Genomic DNA, 24,579 nt, shown 5'->3' with positions numbered 1-24,579 from the left:
ATCTTTTTACAGTCCTAGTGTCATACCCTCCTGGCCGGACAGTCCGTCTTTGGCCAGCATCCGCTCCAGCACCTCTACATCGGCGGTGATGTCCATGGCGTCCCCCTGGAAGAGGAGATCCAGCTGCTTTTCAAAGCCATCCACCACCTTATCCATCATACCCTCTATGCGTTCCATGGCGGCAGCGATGTTCTCTCCGGATACCTCCTGGTCCTCCAGCTGTCCATAGGCCCGGAGGATCTTCAGGGTGGTGGGCAGGTAATAGCTCAAAAAGCTATGGAGTTGGGGAGAACTCTCCGGATGGGATTTCTGATAGTCCAGGATTTTGGCGGTGATGACCCCGATCCGGTCGATCTGGGCAGACAGCTTCTCGTTGTCCACGGCCTCGTTGACTGCCCGTATCTCTGTCAGAATGGCGTTCTCCTCCTGGTGGAGGGGCTGGGAGGGAGCCTCCTCCTTGGGCTGGGAATCGGACAGCCCATCAGCACTGAGGACCAGCCGGTCCCCACCATAATCCAAAAAGCCTTGGGGCAGGATCCCCTCCCCCAGCATATCGGCCAGATCGTCCCGGACCCGGCGGGGAGGCAGCCCGGAAGCGGAAGCCAGGGTGGATATGGCGATGGACTGCCGGGTCCCAATGACAGCCAAGTAATTGCGGTAGCGTCGAGCCTCCCTGCTCTTTCGCAGACCGACCCACAGAAGACCCAGACCCACCGAGGTGAAGCACAGCAGGGGGACGATCTCTTGCAGATACCATAGCAAGTCGGGCAACATCCATAGGTTTTCTACCGCCGAGATGATGGTGACGCAGCCAAAGGCGGCGGACAGAGCGCCGCCTACCTGTGTCAATCCCTTGCCGTCCTTGACCAGTTTAGACAGCGGGTCCTGCTGGGCCTTGGATTTTTTTCTTCCCTTTCCCTTGGATGTGGACGGCTCCTCTTGGAACGTGGTCGTTCTAGCCCCCACAGGGGCGGCCTGGTCTCGCTGGGTGTAATAGGGGTGCCGGCCGCGCTTTCCCCTGCCCATCAGCTTGAGTACGATCATTAGAATTGCCACGGGAGCGGCGACTCCAGTGAACAGCAGTACGGCGGCAATCGCCCAATAGGCCATATCCCCCGATCTCTCATTTCCCTTGTTGGTGTTTGCCACAGTCAGTCCCCCCAGCGGATGCTTATATCTTTATCATAGCAGGTCTTTCCCAAAATGGAATTTAAATTTTCTTAAAAATCAATGAATGGGTCCAGCGCTACTATCATACAGCAGCGGCGCATAAAAGTAAATGGCAGACGCTTTTTTTCCTAACAAGGGAAAAAGGTGCAGAAAAAGGCATCAGGTTGTAACTGTTCTGTAATTGTATCAGGCAAGTTTGGGTGATATAATAAGCGCAGTTGGCTTTTTGCCCAGATAGAAAATAGAGGGAGGCCCTGTCACAATAAGGGCTTCCTTGGAGGGATAGCATGGAAGGCGAGCGCGTGATGAAGGCGCCGGAGAATGGAAAAAAGAAAACGTGGCTTATCGTGACAGGCGTAGTTCTGGGTGCGTTGCTGATGGCATATCTGGGGCTGTGCGCCTGGGTGGGAACGATGGACCGGATCTTTCCCAACACGACCATCGCCGGTCTGGATGTGTCCGGCATGACCGTGGAGCAGGCTCGGAAGGCGCTGGATCAGGCCATGGCGGAGCATGGAGATGAGATTGCCGGGACTATCACCTACGGGGAGTGGCGGGGCACCATCACCGCCTCCCAGATGAACTATGACTGGTCCGCCTCGGCGCAGGCGGCCTATACAGACGGCAGAGATCACTTTCTGACCCAGGGAGGGCAGTACGCCGCCAGACTTTTGGGCAAACAGTGGTCGGTGGAAACCAGAAGTATGGAAACAACAGAACTGGAGCGCCTGCTGGACCAGATGGAACAGGATCTGGACGGTGATGTGACCAGAGCCGCCTGGCGTCTGGAGGGGGACCGTTTGGTGATGACCAAGGGCCGCACCGGGGTGAGCTTGGACCGGGAGTCTGCCCGGGAGGGAGCTTTTTCCGCGCTGGAGGAGGCGATGGAGCAGAAGCTGGGTGGCGGCCAAGAGGGGAACGCGGAGGTGGAGCGGCAGCTTTACCCCGAGGAGATACCTCCCCAAGAACCCGACTTTGATGAGATTTATACTCAGTTCCATACCGAGCCGGTCAGTGCCCAGATGGACCCGGATACCTTTCAGATCACCGACCATGTGGTGGGGGTGGACTTTGACGTGGATGCCCTGAAGGCCGCCTATGAGGGGGCTGCGGAGGGGGAGACCTTCTCTATCCCCGTTACCTTGACCCAACCCAAGGAGACTAAGGCGAGCCTGGAAGAAAAGCTGTTTCAGGACCTGCTGGGGGAGGGAACCACCAGGGTGACTGGCTCGGCCAACCGCAAGTTCAACGTCAAGCTGTCCGCCGAAGCCTGCAATAACGTGATCCTCCTACCTGGACAGGAGTTCTCCTACAACAATACCACCGGCAGCCGCACGCCGGAAAAGGGCTATAAAAACGCCCCCACCTACCAGGCCGGAAAGTCGGTGGACGACATCGGCGGAGGCATCTGCCAGACCTCCTCCACCATTTACTATGCCGTTCTTCATACCCCGCTGGAGGTCGTGGAGCGGCACGACCATCAGTTCAATACTGGTTATGTGGATCTGGGCATGGACGCCACGGTATATTTTGGTTCTCTGGACTTCCGGTTCAAAAACAATACCGAGTACCCCGTCAAGATCGTGACCAGCAGCTATGACTCCAACGGGAGCCGGTATTTGAATGTGAAGATCTATGGTACCAACCCCGATGGCATCTACGCCATCCCCAAGAGCAGCGTCTTTGACAAAGTGGCGCCCACCACCAAGTATGAGCCAGACCCCAGTGTTCCCCAGGGTACCCTGGTGCTGGATAAGGAGCAGTACGCTTACACCGGCTGGAGCGCCCACACTTATCGGTATATTTACGACAAGGACGGCAATCTGTTGGAGAAGCAGGATATGGGGAGCAGCAAATACAGTATGCGCCCCAACCTGTATCACTATAACCCGGCCGACGGCGACCCCAGCACCTGGCCAGACGGCAAGCCGCCGCAGCCCGGCACTGACCCTGGGACAGAGGTTCCTGTGGATCCCAGTACGGAGACCGGAGGGACAGCAGGCCCCGGCACAGAGGGCGGAGCCGTCCCCGGTACCGGAGAAGGGGAGGCTGGGACGGACCAGCCCGCACAGGACCAGCCGGCATCTGAGCAGACGGACGCCGGCGAGAGCGACCAAACCCAGACGGAGGGAGTGAGTGGTGGAGAGCGGCCCTCCGACCAGTCCGGCCAGGAGCAGGAAGAACCCTCCGGCCAGGGTGAGGAGGCATCCTCTGGCCAGAATACGGAGGCGGCGACCTGACAGACAGAGAGGAAGAGGACGATGTTCCAAGGATTTTCCCAGGGTGCCATCGATTTTCTGTGGGGCATCCGTTTCAACAACGAGCGAGGTTGGTTTTTAGCCCACAAGGAGGAATTCCTGACTCTGGTGGACGCCCCCATGCGGGAGCTGGCCGCTCAGGTGAGTCAGGCCATGACGGAAGAATTCCCCAAGCTTGGACTGGAGCTGAAGGTGAGCCGTATCTACCGGGATGCCCGGCGGCTCTTTGGCCGCGGGCCCTATAAGGACCACCTTTGGTTTTCCCTCCGCCGCCGGAACGAGAACGAGGGGGCGGAGCCCAGCTTCTACTTTGAGATCGCCCCGGAGTATTACAGCTATGGCATGGGAGCCTGGGATTTGCCTCCGGTAACCATGGCCAAGCTCCGGGCCCGCATCGACCGGGACCCAAAACCTCTGGAGAAGCTGGCCCGAAGGCTGGAGAGGCAGGGGGAATTTGCGCTGGAGGGCCGGCAGTATAAGCGGCCCAAGGGGGACCCGGGAAAGCTTCTGTTTCCTTGGTATAACAGTCGTCAGCTGGTCATCTCCAGCGACCACAACTGTGAGGGCCCCCTGTTCGGCCCTGAACTGGCGGACCAGGTGCTGGAGGGGTTTCGATTTCTGGTGCCCTATTACCAGTATCTCCAGACATTGGCCGGGGACGCGCCTCCGCCTGAGATCTGAATACAGAGAAAAAGCGCTCCGGCCTCGGCTTGGGGCGCTTTTTGCAGGATGGGGGTTTAAGACTTGTGCTGTAGAGCTGACGGCACAGAAAATTTTGAAAATTTCTCACAAATACTATTGACAATAGAGTGGAGATGTGGTACATTATAGCCAGAAAGGATGAGTCCAATGTATTAAGAAAGTCCCCGCACCTGATGCTGTGATGCAAGGCCGAGAAGCATAAAAATCAGAAAGAGGAGAACAAGAAGAACATTTGAGGAAAGTCCCATATGCCAATGACATCGGACAGAAAGAATCTTCTCGGAGCGGAAACACCAGCACAGGGACATACCACAGAGCAAGGTCAGGTATATGTTCCGCCGCAAGATGCCTCACATATGAGGAAGAGCCGCAGAAGCGGCCACAATGATTTGGGAGAGATACAAGGACCGGGACCGGCGAGATGTGGTATGGCGATTCTGTAGAAAGAGAGGTAAACAATTGATGTTAGATAACAAGAACCACCAGAAATGACCCTTGGCTGCAACGGATTACGAAACGGGCAGTCAAGGGTCATTTCTTTTTCAAAGAGCACCGTGGACAGGCGGGGAGCTGGAGGTGTGGAGCCAAAGGGCTCTTTTTTTATGCCCATTTTGAAAAAGAGAAAGCCCGCCGTTTTCAGGCGGGCTTTCTTTCTGGAGAGATCAGCGGTTTTTGAAGGAGGTGAGCTTCTCCTTATTGACGAAGGCGCGCATGGCGTCCTTCTGGTCCTCGGTGGCAAAGCAGAGGCCGAAAGCCTCGCTCTCATAGGCGGCGCCGGTGTAAATATCGGTCTGGAGCCCCCGGCGGATGGCGGCCTTGGACTGGCGGACGGCTACCTGGGCGTTGGATGCAATGGCGTTGGCCAGCTCCAGAGCCTTGTCCATCAGCTCATCGGGGGGATAGACATGGCTCACCAGGCCCAACTCCTTGGCCTCGGCGGCGCCGATGGTCCTGGCGGTGAGGATCAGCTCCATAGCGTTGGAGATGCCCACGATTCGGGCCAGACGCTGGGTTCCCCCAAAGCCAGGGGTGATCCCAAGACCTACCTCCGGCTGGCCAAACTTGGCCTTTTCACTGGCGAGGCGGATGTCGCAGGCCATGGACAGCTCACACCCGCCTCCAAGAGCAAAGCCGTTGACGGCCGCAATGGTGGGCTTGGTCAGAGTTTCCAGCTTTAGAAAGACCCCATTGCCGTAAGCGCCGAATTTCTTGGCCTCCACGGAAGTGAGGGTGGACATCTGGCCGATGTCCGCGCCGGCTACGAAGGAGCGGCCGGCTCCGGTGACGATGGCCACCAGAATATCCTCACGCTCCTCTACCTGGTCCAGGACGGCGTCCAGATCCCGAAGTACCTGCTCATTCAGCGCATTGAGGGCATCGGGCCGGTTCATGGTGATGATGCCCACGGGGCCCTTCTGCTCAAGGGTGACAAAAGACATAGCTTGTTTCCTCCTTGTTTTTGTTCCGTGTTAAGGATCATTTTGCCTGTTTTCTTGTATTATAGCCTATCCTGAACAGAACAGCAAGGGAAAAGTGGCGTCATGACCGGACTGCCGCGTGAAGCAGGGACCAGAAGGACCAGATCACACCTACTACAGTCAGCGCCACCCAGAAAACTACCATAATCTGGCTCATATCGCCGATGAAATAGGCGTTTCTACCCACCAGCTGGGGGCCAAAACAGGCCGCCATCCAGATACCCCAGATGATCCAGCCACCCTTGGCGCCGTAGCGTTGCATGATTGCGCCGATAATGAGGCCGCAGGATAGAGCAAAGACCAGAATGGCGGGCCACCACCACCAGTTCAGGGTGAAGTCCTCGATAAATAGAGTGCTCTCCCAGGCGGGGTCCACGGGAGCGCCTAGACTGGGCTCGGGCATAGGGGGGATGCCCTCCAGGGACAGCCCCGGCAGGCCGGTCAGTTTCAGCCACAGTACCGGGGACACCATATGCTCCAGTGCGGTGAGCAGAGCGGCCATGCCCATGGAGCAGACACCCATGAATAGGCTCCTCCCCAGCTCCATCCCCAGGGCTCGGCGGCGGGTCTGGCCAAAGCGGATGGCCTGTTCAAAGCTCACCCCCATAGCCGCTACCGTTACAACCAGAGCCATAATACCCGCCACGATGGGAAGTACGGTCCCGGAGATCATGATGCCGCTGTTCTCAGCGGAGAGGAGCAGGACCGCGGCTATCACGCCCTGGATCAACACAAATAGTCCGGTTACCACGCCCAGACACAGAAACAGGTCGTCCAGGTTGAGCCGTATCACTTTTTTCAGCATCCCGATCACCTCACTGCAAAACGGAAAATCTGCCGCCATATAACGACTTCACCAATGGCCAGCGTCGCTAACATTCCGATGGTCAGAATGGCGGGCAGGCTGCCCCACATACCACTCCAGGCGCTGCCCATCAGAAAGGACCAGGCGTCCAGATCGGCCATGAGGGCCAGGAGGAGGGAGCCTATGAGCAGGGCGATGACGGACACGGAGAGGATGACGGCGCCCCAGACCTTGGACTTGGCGGACACCAGCCCGCCCAGACAGCCCAGCACCAATATGGTCAAACATACTAGAGGGAACACCCACAGCGTTCCTCCGTAAAAGGCCCGAATCAAAGTCCAACGGCCCTCCTCAATCCAGCCACCCAACTGGGGCAGAGCAGCCAGCAGGACTTGCGCGGCCCAGCAGAACCCAGTGTACACGACCAGCACTCCCTGCACGGCCCAGAAGAAGTCCCGCCGCCGGGCCCCAAAGGACAGCCCCAGATTCAGGTTGCTGGTGCACAGGGAAAAGGCGAAAAGGAATAGGACGAACAGGGTGACCAGGGGAAAGGCACCATAGTAGGTAGCGAACAGATTGCTCGCCCCACCGGGCACCCCGGTGGCGTAGCAGCCCACTACTACAAGGACGGCGAAGCCCAGCAGGCAGGCCAGATTGATCCAGGCGAACTGGAAGAGAAAGCGAAAGGATTTCAACATTGGTGTCCCTCCTCACTGGGTGTCCCCATGTCCGCACAGGGCCACAAACACGTTCTGAAGGTTCATGGGGGACACATCTACATCGGCCTTGAGGGCGTCCTGGAGCTTAACTCCGCTCCCCCGGACGGCTGCGGTCTTGTGCCGGCCCATCTGATGGGTGGACAGCACCTCCAACCCGGCGCATACCTGATCTACCACATCCTCATGGCCGGAGATGTAGCGGAACTGGCCCACCAGCTCCTCGGTGGGGCAGTTTTCCAGGATACGGCCCTCATCCAGGATGATGACCCGCTCAAAGACGGAGGCGGCCTCCTCGATGATGTGAGTGGACACCAGGAAGGTCCGTCCGGTCTGGGCGAAATCGTCCAGCAGAAGCTGGTAAAACCGCTCCCGCATCACCACATCCAGTCCCGCCGCCGGCTCATCCAGGATGGTGATGGGAGACCGGCTGGCCAGGGCGATGAGGATGGTCACCATGGACATCTGTCCCTTGGAGAGCTGACAGATCTTCTTTTTCTCGTCCAGTTTAAATTCCTCTAATAGCCGCTGGGCGTATTCCCTATCCCAACCGGGGTAGTAGATGGCCGCAGAGCGGAGATAGTGGCGGATTTTCAGATTGTTCTGCCCGGAGAACAGGGTGGGCTGCAGCTCGCGGGAGAAGCAGATGTTGTCCAGTGCCGCCTGGTTTTCCCAGACGGGCTGTCCGTCGTAGGTCACCTCGCCCCGGTCCTTGGTGTTTTGGGCGGTGAGGATGCCCAGCAGAGTGGTCTTGCCCGCCCCGTTCCGGCCGATCAGGCCATAGATCTTGCCTGGTTCTATTGTCAGGTCCAGATTATGGAGTACCTCTTTGTCCTTATAGGATTTATACAGACCCTGAGCCTTTAAAATTCCGGTCAGCATGATTGCTCTCCCTCCTTGATTGCACGGTCCACCATAGACAGCAGCTCCTCTCCGGTCAGAGAGATAGCGGTTCCCTCTTTGACCAGCGGTTTCACAAATCCGTCGTAAAAGGCGGCCTTCCTTTTTTGTTTCACAGTATCACCTGCTCCTGGGGATACGAACATACCGATCCCTCTTTTTTTGTATAAGATCCCATCGGCCACCAGCATATTGATACCCTTGGCCGCCGTGGCTGGATTGATGTTATAGCCCCGTGCCAGCTCATTGGTGGAGGGCACCTGCTCCTCCTCCTGGTAGATCCCCCGTAAGATGTCGTCCTCCAGCATCCGGGCGATCTGTAGATAGATCAGGGACTGATCGTTCAGGATTCCATGCACATGATCACCTCCATAATTGTTTCCTCCGCGCGGCGGAGAGCATCCAGGAGCCGTTACAGCAAAATGCTATAGACCGCAACGATGAAATAGCGCAACAGGCGATACCGCCCCTCTACTTTTTGTGCTCTTTTATCCAGACGTTGATTTTTCCATGAGATAGTGCCCCTCTTCTGGAGCTTAGGCTCCCATACGCTTTCTGTTCGTTGGTTAATTACTTGTGTAATTAACCATATCACCGATGAGGAGAAAAGTCAAGACCTTTTTGTACCGGAAAAAGAGACAGGGGAGGGGGGCAGCTTCCTCACCCTTTGGGCCGCCGCGGCATAGTCTGGGGTACAGATTCGTTGATACGGAGGGTCGGTCATGACTTCTTTGCCTAAAATCCAATATTTTTTGGGGGCCAATTCCCCCACTGGTTTTTACTCTCTTTACCCTGAACTCATCCAGCCTGAACGGGCTCGGACTATCTATATCCTAAAGGGCGGTCCGGGCTGTGGAAAATCCACCCTGATGCGCCGGGTAGGGGCCCGGATGGAGGAGGAAGGTCTGGATACCGAGTACATCCTATGCTCCGGAGATCCGGATTCGCTGGACGCGCTGCTGCTCCCCCAGCTAGGGGTAGCCCTGGTGGACGGGACCGCTCCCCATGTGGTGGAGCCCAAGTATCCCGGCGTAGTGGACCGGTATGTAAACATGGGGGACTGCTATGACAAGGAGGGGTTGGCGGTCCGACGCCAGGAGATCATGTCCTGTATGACGGGCTATAAGGGCTGCTACCAGCGGGCCTATCGATGCCTGGGGGCGTCGGCGGAGATCTTCGAGGATGTGCGGTCCACTCTACTTACTGACGTTCTGGGGGAGAAGCTGGCCAAACGAGCCCATGGTATCCTGTCCCGGGAGTTCAAAAAGCGTAAAGGCGTCCAGAGCGGACAGGTAAAGCAGAGATTCCTGGGCGCGGTGACACACAAGGGAGCGATGACGCTGTTTGATACAGCGACCGCCCAGTGTGACCGGATCTATGAGCTGGTGGACAGCTACGGCTTGGCCCATGAGCTGCTGGTCCATATCCTGGCCGGAGGGGCCGCCGGGGGCTATGACATAGTGGCCTGCCCCGATCCCATGGCCCCTGACCGGCTGGCCCACCTGCTGGTGCCGGAGCTGGGGCTTGCCTTCCTGACCTCTACCTCCGTCCTGCCCTTCCCAGGGAGCCCATACCGCCGGATCCGGCTGGACGCGGCCGCGGATCGGGAGATCCTCCGGCACAGCCGGCCCAGACTTCGCTTCGCCAAAAAGGTGTCCGCCGCTCTGGCGGAGGAGGCGGTGGAGTCTCTGGCCCAGGCCAAGGCCATGCACGACGACCTGGAGGCCCTCTACAACCCCTTTGTGGATTTCCAACTGGTAGACCAGATGGCACAGTCTGTAGGGGACGAGATCCTGAAAATATAAAGAGAGTCCCCGGTATCCTGTCTGGACACCGGGGACTTCTGTATATCAAGGTATTTGTGCCATTACCGGCGGATCAGGGCTATGGCCACGTCGTTGACATTAGTGCCCGTAGCCCCGGTGACGATCAGCCCGTCACAGGCGGCCAGGGCGTTGTAAGCGTCGTTGTCCTGGAGGACCTGGAAGATGGACACACCCTTCTCCTCCAACTGGCCACGGGTCTCCCCAGTGACAAAGCCGCCGGCGGCATCCGTGGGGCCGTCCGTCCCGTCAGAGCCCACGGAGAAGACAGCGGTGTCCCTCAGGCCGGCGATCCCCTCGGCCGCGGCAAGGGCAATCTCCTGGTTCCGGCCGCCCTTGCCGGCCCCAGTGAGCTTCACTACCGTTTCCCCACCGGCCAGGAAGGCCAGGGACCGCCCGCTGTCCTGGTGATACCGGGCGATAGAGGCCAGGAAGGAGCCCGCCTCCCTGGCTTGGCAGGTCAGGCTGTCGGTAAGGACTACGGGCTCATATCCCAGCTGACGGCACACGTCGGCAGCGGCCCGGCACAGCTCCCGGACACTGCCGGTAATCTGAGTCTCCACGTTGTCCAGGGCCTTGGGCGTCTCCTGAGCCAGGGCGGCGGCGGCCTCCGCGGAGAGCCTGATGCCGTATTGGGACACAATGGCCTCCGCCTGGGCGCTGGTGGAGCTGTCGGGGTAGGCGGGACCAGATGCGATCATATCCAGCGGGTCGCCGATGATGTCGGACAGCACCACCGCGAAGACCTGGGCCGGGGCACAGTGGAGGGCAAAACGGCCCCCCTTGACAGTGGAGAGATGCTTGCGGATGGTATTCATTTCGGTGATATCCGCTCCACAGGCCAGGAGCTGCCTGGTGATGTCCTGCAGCTCCTCCGTGGAGATGATGGGTTTTTCAAACAGGGCAGAGCCGCCGCCGGACAGCAGGAACAGAACACGGTCCTCCGGCTTGAGATCCTGGGTCAGTTCCAGGGCCCGACTGGTGGCGGCAAAGGTGCCGTCGTCGGGGACCGGATGGCCCGCTTCCCAGACCTCCAGGTTTCCGATGGGACCCTCGCTGTGGCCGTGCTTGGTGATGACGATGCCCCCATCCGGTTTGCGGTCCAGACTTTCCCAGGCCGCGTGGGCCATGGACCAGGCCGCCTTACCCACCGCTACAAGGATGAGCTTTCCCGCTCCGAACTCTTTTCCGGCCAGAGCCCGAGCCACTGCCGCGTCCGGCCGGACCTGGGCGATGGCCTCCCGGACAATGGTGTTACAGTCATTTCTCAGCCGCATTGTCGCCGCCTCCCAAAATAAATTTATTCTTCCGGTTCCTCCGGCAGGGCAGTCGGGCGCAGGTCCAGGTTCCAGTCCACCTCTCCCTGGATGCCAGCTACCGTGCCGGTGTGGGTGTACTGCCAAAAATCAAAGTGATAATAAAAGCCTGGGATCTGGTCGTATTCCGCCAGCCAGAAGGGCCACTGGTCCAACTGGGTCAGGTCGTAGGTGAGATAGCCCTGGTCCTGGTTGAAGTAGACCATGGGCTGATACCCACCCTCCTGGATGGTCCGGCAGAAGGAGACGGCGCACTGGGTCAGAGTCTGACCGTCCAGCCCGTCGGTGCGGGCACCATTGCCGGGAGTGATGGGCTCCCAGTCAAAGACCACGGGGTAGGTGATGTCGTAGTCAGCCAGGGCGTCCAGCACGAACTGGGCCTCCTCCATCCCCTCCTGGGGGGTGATGGCCTGGGAGAAGAAGTAGACGCCCACCTCCAGTCCGGCCTCCAGGGCCCCCTGGATGTTGGCCTCGTAGGAGGAATCCAGGAACAGCCCTCCCTCGGTGTAGCCGCGGTAGCCTAGACGAATGAGGGCGAAGTCCACGCCGTCCGCCGCTACGGCCTGCCAATCGATCTCCCCCTGGTAAAAGGACACATCAATACCCGCCTTGGCCAAAAGGCCATCCCGCTCATAGGACACCCGGCCCAGTGGATCGGTGGAGAAGCCTTCGGTCCCGTAGCGGTTCACAGCCAGACCATCTATCGCGGTCAATATCTGGTCCCGGTAGGAAAAGGTGACAGGAGGCGGGGGCTGCTTGCCGCCCAGGAACAGGGTGAGCAGCATGGCGCCGCCTCCCAGAGCAAGGGCGGTCAGGCCGCAGACCAGCGCCAGACGCTTTCCCCATCCGGAGGAGCGGGGCGCCGCCCTTCGTCCTGGGGGACGAGGCGCCTCTGGTATTTTGTTCTGGTCCATGATCTCACCTCATTGTCTGGCCCTGTGTGGGGAAGCAGGTCGCATTTTGCACTATTATAGCAGACCACGGACCAAAGCACAATGAGAAAGAGAAGGGGTCAGCCGATTACCCGCTTGGCCACGTCCACGCTTTCTTTGGCGTCCCTGGCGTAGAAGTCGGCGCCGATCTGCACGGCATACTCCGGGGTCAGGACGGCGCCGCCGACCACGATCTTACAGGACAATTCCTGGCTATGGAGAAGGGCAATGGTGTCCTCCATGCTTTTCAGCGTGGTGGTCATCAGGGCCGAGAGCCCCACCAGAGGGGCCTGATGCTTTCGTACCGCCTGCGCCACGTCGCCGGGGTCTACATCCTTGCCCAGATCGATGACCGTGTAGCCGTAATTTTCCAATAGGACCTTGACGATGTTTTTCCCGATATCATGGATGTCTCCCTTGACGGTGGCCAGCACGATGGGGCCTTTGCCTGACGTCTGGTCAGATGGGCCGGACATCTCCTGCCGGATGACCTCAAAAGCGGCTTGGGCAGCCCCGGCGGACTGGATGAGCTGGGGCAGGAAGACCTTGCCCGCCTCAAAATTAGCTCCCACCCGGTCCAGAGCGGGGATGAGGATGTGGTCCACGATATCCATGGAGGAGGTGGTCTCCAACAGGCGGCGGGTGGCCTCACCCGCCTCACCCTTTAGTCCGGCCTCCACGATCTGGGCCAGAGAGCGGCCCTCCGTTGGTACAGGAGTCTGGCCTCCAGCCCCGCCGGAGGTAATGGAGGTCTTGATCTCGGCGTTTCCGTAGGCGGCAATAAACGCACGGGCCTCCCGATCCACATTCATCAGCAGGTGGTAGCCCCGGACAGCGGCCATCATAGCGTCCGTGTTGGGGTTGAGGATGGGCAGGTCCAGGCCGCAGGTCATGGCCATGGTGAGAAACGTCTGGTTGACCAGGGGTCGGGCGGGCAGACCGAAGGAGATGTTGGATACGCCCAGCACCGTCTTCAGCCCAAGCTCGTCCTTGACACGGCGGAGGGCGTCCAGCGTCTGGGAGGCACCCTCCTGTTCCGCCGAGGCGGTGAGGGTCAGGCAGTCGATATATACGTCCTCCCGGCGGATGCCGTAGGACAGGGCCGCCTCCAGGATGCGGCGGGCGATGTCCACCCGCTGCTGGGCGGTCTTGGGGATGCCGTCCTTGTCAAGCGTCAGTCCCACCACGGCGGCCCCGTACTTCTTGACCAGGGGGAGAATGGCCTCCATGGTTTCCCGGTCCCCATTCACCGAATTAACGATGGCCTTGCCGCAGTAGACCCGGAGGGCCCGCTCCAGCACCTTGGGGTCAGTGGAGTCCAGTTGAAGGGGGGCATCGCATACCCCCTGGATGGCCTTCACCGCCCGGACCATCATCTCCTCCTCGTCCACCTCAGGCAGACCTACGTTTACATCTAAAATATCAGCCCCCGCCTCCACCTGGGTCAGAGCCTGGTTCAGGATATAGTCCACATCCCCCCGGCGCAGGGCTTCCTTCATCAGCTTCTTTCCCGTGGGGTTGATACGCTCGCCGATGACACGGACCCGGTCGATGGGTACGGCTAGTGTGGGGCCGCACACGGCGGCGGGCACCTGGCGGGAGGGCTCCCGGATGGCCTGCCCCATCAGGGCCCGCTTCAGCAGGGCGATGTACTCCGGGGTGGTACCGCAGCAGCCCCCGAACAGCTTGACCCCCATGGGGGCCAGGTCGGCCATAGCGGCGGCGAACTCCTCCGCGGTGATATCATAGCCGGCTCCGCCAGGGTCGGGGAGGCCGGCGTTGGGTTTGATGGCGATGGGCAGAGTGGACCACCGGGTCAGCTCCTCCACCAGAGGGGGCATCTCGCGAGGACCGAGAGAGCAGTTGACTCCGATAGCGTCTGCCCCCATCCCCTCCAGTACCAGAGCGGCGCAGGCGGGGGAGTGGCCCAGAAAGGTCCTGCCCCGGTCCTCGTAGGTCATGGTGACCATCACCGGCAGGGAGCAGCACTCCTTGACAGCCAGCAGGGCGGCCCGGCACTCCTGGAGGTCGGTCATGGTTTCGATCAGGACCAGGTCCGCCCCGGCCTGAACCCCGGCGAGGACCACCTCCTTGAAGATGTTTACCGCCTCCTCAAACCGCAGGGAGCCCGTGGGCTCCAGAAGCTGGCCGATGGGGCCGATATCTAGGGCCACCAGGGCATTCCCCGCGGCGCCCTCACGGGCGGCGTCAATGGAGGGGGGGACCACCTCGGTCACAGTTTTTCCGGTGCGCCGCAGCTTTTCCCGGTTGGCGCCAAAGGTATTGGCGCACAGGATCTGACTGCCGGCCTGGGCGTACTGGCGGTGAATATCCACCACCCAGTCCCGATGCTCAAGAGCGGCCAGCTCCGGATGCTCCCCAAGGCCCAGCCCCCTGGCCTGGAGCATGGTGCCCATGCCGCCATCCAGGATCACAGGGCCGGGGCCCTTCAACAGCTCATAAAAGTCCACAGTGTCCACCTGCCTTTCGGTATTGGCAGCCGCCCTGGGCGGGACAGCCCAGGCAGCTTCGTTTGTTTCTAGCGATCTCTCGGTCGGATACCCCCAGGATGGCAGTCACCGATTTCCGGGGGATGAGGATGTGGCTGGCGCTGGCCGTCAGCCCCACCCTGCGGGGAGCGTCCAGCAGGGAGAGAAGCTCCCCTTGGACGGTCAGGGGCAGATCCCCATAGCCAGGGCTGTACCGGAAGGGGAAGGAGCAGCCGGGAAACATGGCCTGGAGCTCCAACTCGATCTGGTCGCACCCCTGTTCCACCGCCGTGTCCGCGGCGCAGTCCAGGGCCAGCCCCTGGAGCATATCTCCGCTCTGGGTCTTCCGGATAAGCACGTCCACCGCTGCCCCCAGAGTCATACAGAACACTACCGCCCTTACACAGCCCTCCAGATGGGCCTTCAGGTCCCGGCCGGGGAGGAGCAGGCCGCAGGACAGACGCACGCCGTTCTCCTCCTGAAGTATATCGTAACAGCGCCAGGCCCAGCGGAGCCGGGCCGTCTGGCATATGTGCCGGCCACAGAGCTGGGCCTGGTTTCGCAGGTCCGCTCCGGCCTGGTCCGGGGGACAGCCCATGTAACGTAAGATCTCGTCTGTATCTAGCTGCTTCAATTCAATGGACATGGGCCGGGGGCCTCCTCTCTGTATGGGGCCTGGCATATCGGGTGGTATGCATCTTGTCCCCTTTACAATACGATCAGGTCCTTGGGGGAGCGGGTGATGTCCTCACATCCGCCGTCCTTCAGGACCAGCACGTCCTCAATGCGGACGCCGAATCTACCGGGAATGTACACGCCGGGCTCGGCAGAGATGACCGCCCCCACTGGGAGAACGCGGTCCTCGCTTGGGCTGGCATTAGGGGACTCATGGATATCCACTCCAAGGGAGTGGCCGAAGCTGTGGGTAAAATAATCCCCATAGCCCGCCTCCCTCAGTACCCGCCGGGCCGCGCCGTCCACCTCCCGACCAGATACCCCAGCCCGGGCGGCCTGGATGCCCGCCCGCTGGGCGGCCAAAACGGCGGCATACACCTTCTCCATCTCCGGGCTGGGCTGTCCCAGGGCCACCGTGCGGGTCATGTCAGAGCAGTAGCCCTCCACCTTGCAGCCGAAGTCCATGGTAATGAACATCCCCACATCCACCACCTGATCTCCGGGCACGGCGTGGGGGCGGGAGCCGTTGGGCCCGGCGGCCACGATGGGGTCAAAGGACACCTGCTCCCCGCCCCGACGCAGCAGTTCGTATACCAGTCGGGCAGCAATCTCTCGCTCGGTCAGTCCGGGCCGGATAAAATTCAGAATGGCCTTGAACGCCTCGTCGGTGATTTCCTGGGCCCGGCGCATATGGGCCAGCTCCCCCTCGTCCTTGCTGGCTCGCAGATCATCCAGGAGTCCCTGGGCGGGGGTGAGGATGCAGGGCAGCTCCTGGCTGTATCGGCGGTGGGCGTCTACGGTCATTTCACCGCTCTCAAAGCCTACGTTGCGCAGCCCATGGACCTGGATAAATTCCTTGGCCTGAGACAGGTGGCCGCTGCCGGCGGTGACTAGAGATACCTCCGCTCCCACGATCTGCTCCCGAGCGGCCTCGATATACCGACCGTCGGTGGTGTAGCGGGCCCCGTCCCGGGTGACCAGGAGCAGACCCTCACCATGGAAGCCCAGAGCGTACCGCTCCCCGGAGGGGCTGGTGATCAGCATGGCGTCCAGGCCGTATTCAGGGAGTTTTTTTGCGATATTAGCAATATGGTTCATATAGTTTCTCCTCAAAACCAGATGTTGGGCGCTTCCCGGAATTTTGGAGCTGGGCCATCGGCATAGGGGTCATACCGGTGAAGATTGCATCCAAACTCCTGAAGGCGGCAGATTCTATCGTCCCCATCCCAGTCTATCAGAGAGAGGCCATCAAATATTTCTGCCGTTCCGTCGTGCATTTTATTTTCGAAGTACCACTCTACCACCGTCCGGTCCTCTCTGTGAAAAAAGCCCCGGATGTCCCAGGCCAGTACCTTTCCGCGGGTATTCCACTCCTCAAACCAGTGCTTGATCTGCTGGGCACCGCGATATTCCGGCCCCCAGCTCTCGATATACAGGGCATCTGGAGCAAAAAGCTGCAGAATACCGGTGTCCCGGCCCTCCAGCCACATAGAAAACCAGCGGCGGACAGCCTGCTCCCGTCCTGCCATATCCATACCGTTTCTCCTTTCGGCGCAGCTCCATGAGAGCCTCTCATGGGTTTGCGGCATACTGCTCGTAGATTCGTTTCATAGTCAGAGCATCCTCCGCCTGAGTCCCCGCGCTCTCGCAGATAAAGGTGGGGCTCCAGCCCCGGCGGGCCACCTCGGCAGCCAGCGGCGCCCAGCCGGGGCCGTATCCGTCGTTGTCGGAAAAGGTTCGGTGGCACTTCTCGCCTCCACCGGGAGTGAACTGGATATGGGAGAAATGGCTGTGGAACCGGGCAGCCCGCTCTGTCCCCAGTACCTCCTCTACCCGGTCCAGCATCCGGGAAAATGCCTCCTGCCCGTCGTCTGCCCCCAGGGAGCGGGCGTACAGATGCCCCCAGTCGATGCAGGGGATCAGCCGCTCATCCAGGGTACACAGCTCCAGCACCTCGTCCAGATCTCCCAACTGGTTGATCTTGCCCATGGTTTCTGGGCATAGGGCGATGTGGCCAAAGCCCTGGTCGTCACAGGCGGCGATGACATCCCGCAGGGAGCGGCGCGCGATGTCCAGGGCTTCCCTCCGGCTGCGCTTCATCAGCGCCCCGGAGTGGATGACCACCCGGCCGGCCCCCATTTGGCTGGCCACCAGACAGGCGGCAGAGATATAGCCGATGGTCTTTTCTAGGGCCGACCGGTCGGGATTGGCCAGGTTGATGAAGTAGGGCGCATGGAGGGACAGGGAGATGCCAGCCTGACGGGCCCGCTCCCCCACCCTGCGGGCGGTTTCTTCTCCCACATGGACCCCTTTGCCGCACTGGTATTCATAGCAGTCCAGCCCCAGGCCGGCGATCCATTCCGGGGCCTCCACCGAGGAGCGGTGTGCCTTGGAAAAGCTGTCGGAATTGCCCGCCGGGCCAAATTTGGCGCTCATAGGAAGGGCCTCCTTCTGCCCAGCATCCGGAAAGGGGTTTCAGCGGCGTAGCGGAGGTATCGGCCCGGATTGCCCGCCAGCCGAATAGGCTCCACCAGCAGGGGGATGACCCCGGCGTTGTTGGCCCCAAGGGTATCGGTAAAGATCTGGTCCCCCACCATCACCGTTTCCTCCGGCCGGCAGCCCATCCGCTCCATAGCCCGGAGATAGCCCCCTTTTTTCGGTTTGCCTGAGTGCCCCTGATAGGGGATGCCCAGCTGTTCGGCAAACTTCTGCGCCCGGCCGGGCTTCCGGCTGTTGGACAGCAGGAACAGTTGGATCCCCTGCTCCGCCAGCTCTGCGGCCCAGGCGGCCACCTCGGGGGAAGGCTCTGTCACATGGTAGGGGACAAGGGTGTTGTCCAGGTCTGCCAGTACCAGCCGGACCCCTTTGGCGGCCAGCTCGCTGGGGCTGATGTGGGTGACCGAGGGATATACCCCCCGGGGAATGGGTGAAAAGGGCACGGGTAGGTCCTCCTTATGTCTCGTTCTATGCTTTGGCCCGCTGGCATAGAGTGGAGGGAGCGGGCCTCCATTTGGTCTGACCACAATCATCGGTTAAGTATATCACGATACAATATTCTGGGCAAGGGGGAGCCGTCATGACGAGGGACACCATTATCATTACCACGCCGCCTCAGACTCTGCGGTCAGTACAGGGGTGGGATGTGACCCCAGGTCACCTGGCCTATCGGGTGGGGAGGGGGCCGCATTTGTTCCGGGCGGGCGGCGGCACAGTCCAGCCCAGGGGCGGGATCATGGTGGTGGACGATCAGGGCTTCGACGGTCTGGGCGACCCCGGCCCGCTGTGCCAGGAGGTGGTCCGGGAGTGTTCCGCCCGTGGCTTCACGGGGGCGGTACTGGACTTTGATGCCAAGCTGCCCCCGCTGGAGCGGATGGCCGCCACACTGGAGGAGGGATTTGCCCGCCGGGGCTGGACCCTCTATGTGCCGGAAAGTTACGGAGCCAGGCTTCAACGGGCCAGAGTCATGATATCCTCCGCCCTATCTGGAGGCTCTCTGGCCCTTCGGCTGGAGGAGGCGTCCGGCTGCTTTGGGGCGGACCGGGTGGCTCTGGCGCTCCAGAGGGTGGCGGAGGACTTTGCCCTGCCTTCATCCACAGGCAACGGGCAGCCCCTGACCAGGGAAGAACTGGCCCAGAAAAGGCGGCAGATGAACCCCTCGGTGTTCTTTTCCGGAGAGCTTTGCGCTCGGTATTTTACCTATATGAACCGGGAGGGTGGAGCCCACTTTGTCCTCTTTGATGATGGCGACACCCTGCGTCGAAAAATGGAGGTAGCCCGCAGAGCGGGGATACACACCTTCCTGGCCGCCTGGCCGGAGGTGGCGGACTGTGTGGAGCAGCTGGGGCTCCAACGGGCGCAATCCAGAGCCAGATAGGTCCAGCCTTCCCAGGGGTATATGACAGAAAACAGACGTTTCAAGAGAGAAAAATTTGTATGCGGCCGCAAGCGATTAGGCCGTTGAAAAGATTTCGATAAAAAGAGCCGATAACCGCAATGAGATCTGCGTGTTATCGGCTGTGTGGTTTTCCAGCCTAGGTCCTTATCAGACTAAAAGGCTCTAAAGGAGACCGACAAAGGGATTCAGCGCCCATCGGCTTCTACTGAACACTCTGGTGGTACGGGCTGGCCCCGCTTTGTATAGTAGTCAGCTAAAGCCGCTTTTACTGCTTCTTCTGCAAGGACGGAACAGTGCATCTTATGAGGGGGAAGACCGTCCAATGCCTCCGCAACAGCGGCGTTGGTCATAGTCAATGCCTCTTCGATGGTCTTGCCCTTTATTATCTCAGTTGCCATAGAAGAGGTAGCGATGGCAGAACCGCAGCCAAAGGTCTTGAACCTGACATCTGTGATAACGCCATGGTCAATTTTGAGATACATTTTCATGATGTCGCCGCACACTGGATTGCCTACGGTACCAACTCCGTCCGCATCCTCAATGATCCCCACATTCCGAGGATGATTAAAATGGTCCATAACTTTATCAGAATAAATCATGGTATTCTTCTCCTTTACCAAGTCGCCTTTTGGGCCGTGGTATCCCAAACGGGGGACATGGCCCGCAGATGATCAACAACTTCCTTGAGTGCCAGAATGATGGTATCCACGTCATCTTCCGTTACATCACTTCCCAGACTGATCCGTACAGAGCCATGGGCGATCTCGTGGGGGAGGCCAATGGCCAGAAGCACATGGGAGGGCTCCAAAGAAGCGGAGGAACAGGCGGAGCCACTGGAAACGCAGATGCCTCTCGCATCAAGCTTCAGTAAAATGGATTCTCCCTCAATGGCCTCAAAAGTAAATGAGGCGATGGATGGCAGGCGGTTTACCGGGTCGCCGGTGAGGCGGGTTCGGGGAAACTTTAAGACCTCTTGGATCAGTTTGTCCCGCAGCGTGGAGATACGGGGAATTTCTTCCTCTAAAACGGCACACCGCTCTTTTAAGGCGGCGGCAAGCCCCACCGCGCCAGCCACGTTCTCTGTCCCAGAACGGCGGTTTCGCTCCTGACCACCGCCGTGGATCAGCGGTAGAATAGGAGTTCTGGATTTGATATACAGGACACCCACCCCCCTCGGACCATGAAATTTATGCCCAGATAGACTGAGTAAGTCTACCCCCAGATCGTTTACGTCCACCGGGATATGGCCTGCCGCCTGTACGGCATCTGTGTGAAATAGCGTACCATTCTCGTGGGCAATGGCAGCAAGTTCCTTAACTGGTTCAATCGTCCCAATTTCATTGTTGGCCATCATAATGGAAACAAGAATCGTGTCAGGCCGCAAAGCGTCTTTCAGGACTTCCGGTTGTACAGTACCAAATTCGTCTACCGAAAGCTCCTCCACATCAAACCCCTGCTTTCTCATCCATTGGGCTGTGTGAAGAATAGCGTGGTGTTCCACGGCGGAGATCAGGATATGCTTCCCCTTTTTGTTAAGAGCTTCTGCCACTCCGCGTAGTGCCCAGTTGTCGCTCTCAGTGCCTCCGGAAGTAAAGAATATTTCCTCTGGTTGAGCGTTCAGACACAGCGCCACGTCAGCTCTGGCCCTGTCCAAAGCCGCCTTCGAGTGAGTAGCGAGATTATATAAAGAGGATGGATTTCCATAGTCCTCCGTGAAATAAGGCGTCATCGCCGCAAGCGCCACAGGAGAAAGTTTTGTTGTTGCGGCGTTATCCGCGTAGATCATGGGGCATCTAGCTCCTTTCTTAATCATAGTAGGAATATAGGTTTTATAAACCTATTATATCACTATGTTTTCTGAGTTTCAAGTAGTAGCCATGACTTTTTGATGAAGCCATTGATATATGATTAACCCTGTTGTATAATAGGATTATCGAAAGGGGGATATGATAATGATCGTTTCGACAAAAGGCCGCTATGCGCTTCGGGTGATGATTGATTTGGCCGAACATCCTTCGGACGGCTATATTCCCCTGCGGGAAATTGCCCAGCGGCAGGAGATATCGGAAAAGTATCTGGAAATCATCCTGAAATTGTTGGTACGTGGGAATCTGCTGACGGGGCTTCGAGGCAAAGGCGGAGGGTACCGTCTGAATCGTGGTCCAGAGCAGTATACGGTGGGAGAAATTTTGCGCTGTACAGAGGACAGCCTAGTTCCCGTGGCCTGTCTGGGCTCCGGCAGCAATGAATGCCGTCGTGCGGCGGAGTGTCGTACCCTGCCGATGTGGAAGAAATTGAACCAGATGGTCAATGACTATTTCGATAGTATTACCATTGCTGATTTGATAAGAGCTGATGGACAGGTAGCCTGCCCGATCTGACCATGCATACTATGTGCGCTTGAAAAAGCCGCCGCATATGCGGCGGCTTTTTCAATGCGATGATATGATTTTGGTTATTCTGAAAAGAGGGGGGTGGAGAGATACCGGTCTCCGGTGTCAGGGAACAGCACCACGATTGTTTTGCCCCTGGCCTCCGACCTCTTGGCGATTTCCAAGGCGGCCCACAGGGCAGCTCCGGAAGAGATTCCAACCAAGACGCCTTCTTTTCTGCCTGTCAGCCGGCCCAAAGCAAAGGCATCCTCATTCCTCACCGGGATGATTTCGTCATAGATGGAAGTATCCAGCGTATCAGGAACAAAGCCAGCGCCGATGCCCTGAATCTTATGGGATCCGGCGCACCCCCCACTGAGTACCGGAGAGTCTTTCGGCTCCACGGCAATGACTTTGAGATCGGGATTTTTCTCCTTTAGAAATTTTCCCACGCCGGAAACAGTGCCGCCGGTGCCCACTCCGGCAACAAAGTAGTCCACGACGCCTTCGGTATCTATCCAAATCTCCGGCCCAGTGGTGGCATAGTGGGCGGCGGGATTGGCGGGGTTCACAAATTGTCCCGGCACAAAGCTGTCAGAGATGCCTGCGGCCAGCTCATTTGCCCTGGCGATGGCGCCCTTCATGCCTTTGGCCCCCTCTGTCAGTACCAACTCCGCGCCGTAGGCCTTCATAATCTGCCGCCGCTCTACACTCATAGTTTCCGGCATGACAATAATGATGCGATAGCCGCGGGCGGCAGCAACGCTGGCAAGGCCGATTCCGGTATTACCGGAGGTAGGCTCGATTATGACGCTGCCGGGTTTTAGCAGGCCTTTTGCCTCCGCATCGTCGATCATGGCCTTGGCGATGCGGTCTTTTACGCTTCCAGCTGGGTTAAGATACTCCAGTTTGGCAATGATCTTCGCTTCCAGACCCAGCGCCTTTTCAATGTGTGTCAGTTCCAAGAGCGGAGTATGCCCGATTAGCTGGTCAGCCGCGGCGTAAATCCTGTTCATCTTCTCTCCTCCCCCTATTTTACCTGTGCGAAGCCTTTTTCAAGGTCTGCGATGATGTCGTCAATATGTTCTGTGCCAATAGAAAGCCGAATGGTGTTAGGTTTGATTCCTACATCTAACAGTTCCTCCTCAGTAAGCTGGGAGTGAGTTGTGGTAGCCGGGTGGATAACCAGAGATTTCACATCGGCCACATTCGCCAATAGGGAAAACAGATCCAATCCATCAATAAACTGCCACGCCTGCTCTTTGCCTCCTCTGATCTCAAAGGTGAAAATGGATGCGCCTCCATTAGGAAAGTATTTCAGATATAGAGCGTGGTCAGGGTGGTCGGGCAGGGAGGGGTGGTTGACCTTCTCCACCAGCGGATGGCTTACCAGGTACTCAACCACCTTCTGAGTATTCTCTGCGTGGCGATCCAGCCGCAGGGACAGCGTTTCAGTCCCTTGGAGCAGCAAGAAAGCGGCAAAGGGAGAGATAGCGGCCCCGGTATCCCGCAAGAGGATTGCGCGGATATAGGTGACGAAGGCAGCCTTTCCGGCGGCCTTGGTGAATTTAACGCCATGATAGCTGGGATTTGGCTCGGACAGCCATGGATACCGGCCCGACGTTGCCCAATCAAAGGTGCCGCCGTCCACAATGACGCCGCCCAAAGCAGCGCCGTGTCCGCCAATGAACTTGGTAGCGGAGTGGACGACGATATCCGCGCCATGTTCGATTGGCCGGATCAGATAGGGTGTCCCGAAGGTGTTATCAATCACCAGGGGCAGACCATGGGAATGGGCAATTTGTGCGATGGCGTCGATATCTGGAATGTCACTGTTGGGGTTGCCCAGTGTTTCGATGTAGATGGCCTTGGTATTGGGTTGAATAGCCCCAGCTACCTCACTCAAATCATGAATGTTAACGAAGGTAGTCTCCACCCCATATAAGGGTAGCGTATGAGCCAACAGATTGGATGTGCCGCCGTAGATGGTTTTTTGCGCTACAATATGTTCACCTTTTTTAGCAAGAGCCTGGATAGTATAGGTGATGGCCGCCGCACCAGAGGCCAGAGCCAATCCAGCCGCGCCGCCCTCTAGTGCGGCGATACGGTCCTCAAACACTCCTTGGGTAGGGTTGGTCAAACGACCGTAGATGTTTCCCGCGTCAGCCAGCCCAAATCGGGCGGCGGCATGGGCAGAATCGTGGAACACATACGATGTGGTGGCGTAAATAGGGACAGCGCGGGCATCGGTAGCAGGGTCTGGCTTTTCTTGCCCAACATGAATTTGCAGCGTTTCAAATTTGTAGTTGTTCATAACAGATACCTCTTTCATTATTCCCTGATATGGAAAATTGGGGTTAGCACACAACTCCCGGACAGGTATCTGGACCTATTGATATCGTATTTACCAAAGACACAAACAAGAAAATGTTATGCGCCTAGCCAGATCACACGTCCGGAAGCACAACATTCGTCCACATCGGAAATTGCTACGCAAGAGTGATTGAAATATACTTTGCATAAAGCAAACTCCTTTCCATAAATGATAGGCAGATAATAACATAATTTACCTACTATGTCAATAGGTATTATGTTTTATTCAAAAGAGAGTGGCCGCTAGTATGTCCCGGTCCGAGGAAAGTAAAACGAAAATTGAAGAATCCTGGACCAAAAATCGGGAGGAGCCGGTGTGGTAGAATCCACACCGGCTCCTTCAAAGCAGATCTAAATTGTCGTGAGGGTTCTCCATGGGAAGACTTCCTTATGGGAATTTCCTCATTTCGCTGTGCCCCCAAAATCTTACTTTGCAATATCCTTGCAGAAGTTCATGAAGATTTGTGCTACCTCGGCGCGGGTGGCCCCGGCGGTAGGCGCCAGGGTGTTGTTCCCCTTGCCGGACAGCAGACCAGCGTTTACCGCCCAGTCCATGGCCTTCACGGCATAGCTGGAGATGGAGGAGGCGTCCAGATAGCCCTCTGTACCCTTGCCGCTCTGGCTGGTCTTGTACCCCTCGTTCTGGGCGTAGCGGTACAGGATGGCCGCCAGCTG

At 58.6% G+C, this 24,579-nt stretch carries 24 protein-coding genes; 5 read left to right on the top strand and 19 right to left on the bottom strand.

Annotated features, from left to right (window positions below):
• Window positions 1-6: 6 nt before the first annotated feature.
• Window positions 7-1,149 carry a 5-bromo-4-chloroindolyl phosphate hydrolysis family protein gene (locus tag OCV64_RS11995; RefSeq protein ID WP_262670160.1) on the bottom strand — a complete coding sequence of 381 codons (1,143 nt, stop codon included), beginning with the start codon at window positions 1,147-1,149 and terminating at the stop codon, window positions 7-9.
• A 308-nt stretch (window positions 1,150-1,457) separates the two neighbouring features.
• On the opposite strand from OCV64_RS11995, the gene OCV64_RS11990 reads away from it, so the two are divergent.
• Together OCV64_RS11990 and OCV64_RS11985 are read left to right on the top strand one after the other, a co-directional pair.
• Window positions 1,458-3,410: a VanW family protein gene (locus tag OCV64_RS11990; RefSeq protein WP_262670159.1), complete on the top strand. Its 1,953-nt coding sequence runs from the start codon at window positions 1,458-1,460 to the stop codon at window positions 3,408-3,410.
• Between the two features lie 21 nt (window positions 3,411-3,431).
• The gene (locus OCV64_RS11985) at window positions 3,432-4,109 is read left to right on the top strand and encodes a DUF2461 domain-containing protein (protein WP_147573257.1); all 678 of its coding nucleotides are present in this window, start codon (window positions 3,432-3,434) and stop codon (window positions 4,107-4,109) included.
• A 683-nt stretch (window positions 4,110-4,792) separates the two neighbouring features.
• Here the strand turns inward: OCV64_RS11985 and OCV64_RS11980 are convergent.
• From OCV64_RS11980 to OCV64_RS11960, 5 genes are all read right to left on the bottom strand, one after another.
• Window positions 4,793-5,569 carry an enoyl-CoA hydratase-related protein gene (locus OCV64_RS11980; RefSeq protein ID WP_147573259.1) on the bottom strand — a complete coding sequence of 259 codons (777 nt, stop codon included), beginning with the start codon at window positions 5,567-5,569 and terminating at the stop codon, window positions 4,793-4,795.
• A gap of 100 nt (window positions 5,570-5,669) precedes the next feature.
• Window positions 5,670-6,413 carry a hypothetical protein gene (locus OCV64_RS11975; RefSeq protein WP_186851854.1) on the bottom strand — a complete coding sequence of 248 codons (744 nt, stop codon included), beginning with the start codon at window positions 6,411-6,413 and terminating at the stop codon, window positions 5,670-5,672.
• A gap of 5 nt (window positions 6,414-6,418) precedes the next feature.
• Window positions 6,419-7,111 carry a hypothetical protein gene (locus tag OCV64_RS11970; protein ID WP_262670158.1) on the bottom strand — a complete coding sequence of 231 codons (693 nt, stop codon included), beginning with the start codon at window positions 7,109-7,111 and terminating at the stop codon, window positions 6,419-6,421.
• A gap of 12 nt (window positions 7,112-7,123) precedes the next feature.
• A complete protein-coding gene (locus OCV64_RS11965; protein WP_147573265.1) occupies window positions 7,124-8,011 on the bottom strand; it encodes an ABC transporter ATP-binding protein in 888 nt (295 codons plus the stop codon).
• Window positions 8,005-8,388 carry a GntR family transcriptional regulator gene (locus OCV64_RS11960; protein ID WP_147573267.1) on the bottom strand — a complete coding sequence of 128 codons (384 nt, stop codon included), beginning with the start codon at window positions 8,386-8,388 and terminating at the stop codon, window positions 8,005-8,007. Before OCV64_RS11960 ends, OCV64_RS11965 begins: the two co-directional genes overlap by 7 nt.
• Before the next feature lie 363 nt (window positions 8,389-8,751).
• Here OCV64_RS11960 and OCV64_RS11955 point away from each other — a divergent pair, with 363 nt between their 5' ends.
• Complete coding sequence (locus tag OCV64_RS11955) at window positions 8,752-9,834, top strand: hypothetical protein (protein ID WP_240288397.1); 1,083 nt, start codon at window positions 8,752-8,754, stop codon at window positions 9,832-9,834.
• A 62-nt stretch (window positions 9,835-9,896) separates the two neighbouring features.
• Here the strand turns inward: OCV64_RS11955 and OCV64_RS11950 are convergent, their stop codons facing one another.
• The 8 genes from OCV64_RS11950 to OCV64_RS11915 form a co-directional block, all read right to left on the bottom strand.
• Complete coding sequence (locus OCV64_RS11950; RefSeq protein WP_262670157.1) at window positions 9,897-11,129, bottom strand: glycerate kinase type-2 family protein; 1,233 nt, start codon at window positions 11,127-11,129, stop codon at window positions 9,897-9,899.
• Between the two features lie 23 nt (window positions 11,130-11,152).
• The gene (locus OCV64_RS11945) at window positions 11,153-12,082 is read right to left on the bottom strand and encodes a glycoside hydrolase family 25 protein (protein ID WP_262670156.1); all 930 of its coding nucleotides are present in this window, start codon (window positions 12,080-12,082) and stop codon (window positions 11,153-11,155) included.
• A 98-nt stretch (window positions 12,083-12,180) separates the two neighbouring features.
• Window positions 12,181-14,571 (bottom strand): homocysteine S-methyltransferase family protein, encoded by a 2,391-nt coding sequence (locus OCV64_RS11940; protein ID WP_186851858.1) that lies wholly within the window; start codon window positions 14,569-14,571, stop codon window positions 12,181-12,183.
• Entirely contained in the window at window positions 14,558-15,235 is a 678-nt protein-coding gene (locus OCV64_RS11935) for a methionine synthase (RefSeq protein ID WP_147573287.1), read from the bottom strand. Before OCV64_RS11935 ends, OCV64_RS11940 begins: the two co-directional genes overlap by 14 nt.
• A 62-nt stretch (window positions 15,236-15,297) precedes the next feature.
• Entirely contained in the window at window positions 15,298-16,362 is a 1,065-nt protein-coding gene (locus OCV64_RS11930; RefSeq protein ID WP_262670155.1) for a M24 family metallopeptidase, read from the bottom strand.
• 11 nt (window positions 16,363-16,373) lie between these two features.
• Window positions 16,374-16,793 carry a nuclear transport factor 2 family protein gene (locus OCV64_RS11925; protein ID WP_147573314.1) on the bottom strand — a complete coding sequence of 140 codons (420 nt, stop codon included), beginning with the start codon at window positions 16,791-16,793 and terminating at the stop codon, window positions 16,374-16,376.
• Between the two features lie 43 nt (window positions 16,794-16,836).
• Entirely contained in the window at window positions 16,837-17,700 is an 864-nt protein-coding gene (locus OCV64_RS11920; RefSeq protein ID WP_186851860.1) for a TIM barrel protein, read from the bottom strand.
• Window positions 17,697-18,203 (bottom strand): YqeG family HAD IIIA-type phosphatase, encoded by a 507-nt coding sequence (locus OCV64_RS11915; protein WP_240288391.1) that lies wholly within the window; start codon window positions 18,201-18,203, stop codon window positions 17,697-17,699. The genes OCV64_RS11920 and OCV64_RS11915 overlap by 4 nt, the downstream gene beginning before the upstream one ends.
• A 137-nt stretch (window positions 18,204-18,340) precedes the next feature.
• Between OCV64_RS11915 and OCV64_RS11910 the strand changes: the two genes are divergently transcribed.
• Complete coding sequence (locus tag OCV64_RS11910) at window positions 18,341-19,138, top strand: glycoside hydrolase family 18 protein (RefSeq protein WP_147573295.1); 798 nt, start codon at window positions 18,341-18,343, stop codon at window positions 19,136-19,138.
• Between the two features lie 206 nt (window positions 19,139-19,344).
• On the opposite strand, the gene nifU is transcribed toward OCV64_RS11910, so the two are convergent.
• Window positions 19,345-19,758 (bottom strand): Fe-S cluster assembly scaffold protein NifU, encoded by a 414-nt coding sequence (gene nifU / locus OCV64_RS11905; RefSeq protein ID WP_147573297.1) that lies wholly within the window; start codon window positions 19,756-19,758, stop codon window positions 19,345-19,347.
• 14 nt (window positions 19,759-19,772) lie between these two features.
• Entirely contained in the window at window positions 19,773-20,945 is a 1,173-nt protein-coding gene (nifS, locus tag OCV64_RS11900) for a cysteine desulfurase NifS (protein ID WP_186851862.1), read from the bottom strand.
• 166 nt (window positions 20,946-21,111) lie between these two features.
• On the opposite strand from nifS, the gene OCV64_RS11895 reads away from it, so the two are divergent.
• Window positions 21,112-21,540: an RrF2 family transcriptional regulator gene (locus OCV64_RS11895; RefSeq protein WP_147573301.1), complete on the top strand. Its 429-nt coding sequence runs from the start codon at window positions 21,112-21,114 to the stop codon at window positions 21,538-21,540.
• Window positions 21,541-21,614: 74 nt separating this feature from the next.
• Here OCV64_RS11895 and cysK read toward each other — a convergent pair whose 3' ends face one another.
• The 3 genes from cysK to OCV64_RS11880 form a co-directional block, all read right to left on the bottom strand.
• Window positions 21,615-22,547: a cysteine synthase A gene (gene cysK / locus OCV64_RS11890; RefSeq protein ID WP_262670154.1), complete on the bottom strand. Its 933-nt coding sequence runs from the start codon at window positions 22,545-22,547 to the stop codon at window positions 21,615-21,617.
• Between the two features lie 14 nt (window positions 22,548-22,561).
• The gene (locus OCV64_RS11885; RefSeq protein ID WP_147573305.1) at window positions 22,562-23,845 is read right to left on the bottom strand and encodes an O-acetylhomoserine aminocarboxypropyltransferase/cysteine synthase family protein; all 1,284 of its coding nucleotides are present in this window, start codon (window positions 23,843-23,845) and stop codon (window positions 22,562-22,564) included.
• Window positions 23,846-24,330: 485 nt separating this feature from the next.
• A partial coding sequence (locus tag OCV64_RS11880) for an S-layer homology domain-containing protein (protein ID WP_262670153.1) occupies window positions 24,331-24,579 on the bottom strand: 249 nt, incomplete at its 5' end.

It is taken from the genome of Muriventricola aceti (assembly GCF_025567565.1).
GTDB classification, from domain to species: Bacteria; Bacillota; Clostridia; order Oscillospirales; family Oscillospiraceae; genus Lawsonibacter; species Lawsonibacter aceti.
The sequence above is the reverse complement of the archived record's forward strand: the minus strand, read 5'-3'. Positions and strand labels throughout refer to the sequence as shown.

What these genes read in the sequence shown, in the direction of transcription:
- OCV64_RS11990 (WP_262670159.1), top strand. Translation starts at nt 1,458, where the DNA reads ATGGAAGGCGAGCGCGTGATGAAGGCGCCGGAGAATGGAAAAAAGAAA.
- OCV64_RS11985 (WP_147573257.1), top strand. Translation starts at nt 3,432, where the DNA reads ATGTTCCAAGGATTTTCCCAGGGTGCCATCGATTTTCTGTGGGGCATC.
- OCV64_RS11980 (WP_147573259.1), bottom strand. Translation starts at nt 5,569, where the DNA reads ATGTCTTTTGTCACCCTTGAGCAGAAGGGCCCCGTGGGCATCATCACC.
- OCV64_RS11975 (WP_186851854.1), bottom strand. Translation starts at nt 6,413, where the DNA reads ATGCTGAAAAAAGTGATACGGCTCAACCTGGACGACCTGTTTCTGTGT.
- OCV64_RS11970 (WP_262670158.1), bottom strand. Translation starts at nt 7,111, where the DNA reads ATGTTGAAATCCTTTCGCTTTCTCTTCCAGTTCGCCTGGATCAATCTG.
- OCV64_RS11965 (WP_147573265.1), bottom strand. Translation starts at nt 8,011, where the DNA reads ATGCTGACCGGAATTTTAAAGGCTCAGGGTCTGTATAAATCCTATAAG.
- OCV64_RS11955 (WP_240288397.1), top strand. Translation starts at nt 8,752, where the DNA reads ATGACTTCTTTGCCTAAAATCCAATATTTTTTGGGGGCCAATTCCCCC.
- OCV64_RS11950 (WP_262670157.1), bottom strand. Translation starts at nt 11,129, where the DNA reads ATGCGGCTGAGAAATGACTGTAACACCATTGTCCGGGAGGCCATCGCC.
- OCV64_RS11945 (WP_262670156.1), bottom strand. Translation starts at nt 12,082, where the DNA reads ATGGACCAGAACAAAATACCAGAGGCGCCTCGTCCCCCAGGACGAAGG.
- OCV64_RS11935 (WP_147573287.1), bottom strand. Translation starts at nt 15,235, where the DNA reads ATGTCCATTGAATTGAAGCAGCTAGATACAGACGAGATCTTACGTTAC.
- OCV64_RS11930 (WP_262670155.1), bottom strand. Translation starts at nt 16,362, where the DNA reads ATGAACCATATTGCTAATATCGCAAAAAAACTCCCTGAATACGGCCTG.
- OCV64_RS11925 (WP_147573314.1), bottom strand. Translation starts at nt 16,793, where the DNA reads ATGGCAGGACGGGAGCAGGCTGTCCGCCGCTGGTTTTCTATGTGGCTG.
- OCV64_RS11920 (WP_186851860.1), bottom strand. Translation starts at nt 17,700, where the DNA reads ATGAGCGCCAAATTTGGCCCGGCGGGCAATTCCGACAGCTTTTCCAAG.
- OCV64_RS11910 (WP_147573295.1), top strand. Translation starts at nt 18,341, where the DNA reads ATGACGAGGGACACCATTATCATTACCACGCCGCCTCAGACTCTGCGG.
- nifU (WP_147573297.1), bottom strand. Translation starts at nt 19,758, where the DNA reads ATGATTTATTCTGATAAAGTTATGGACCATTTTAATCATCCTCGGAAT.
- nifS (WP_186851862.1), bottom strand. Translation starts at nt 20,945, where the DNA reads ATGATCTACGCGGATAACGCCGCAACAACAAAACTTTCTCCTGTGGCG.
- OCV64_RS11895 (WP_147573301.1), top strand. Translation starts at nt 21,112, where the DNA reads ATGATCGTTTCGACAAAAGGCCGCTATGCGCTTCGGGTGATGATTGAT.
- cysK (WP_262670154.1), bottom strand. Translation starts at nt 22,547, where the DNA reads ATGAACAGGATTTACGCCGCGGCTGACCAGCTAATCGGGCATACTCCG.
- OCV64_RS11885 (WP_147573305.1), bottom strand. Translation starts at nt 23,845, where the DNA reads ATGAACAACTACAAATTTGAAACGCTGCAAATTCATGTTGGGCAAGAA.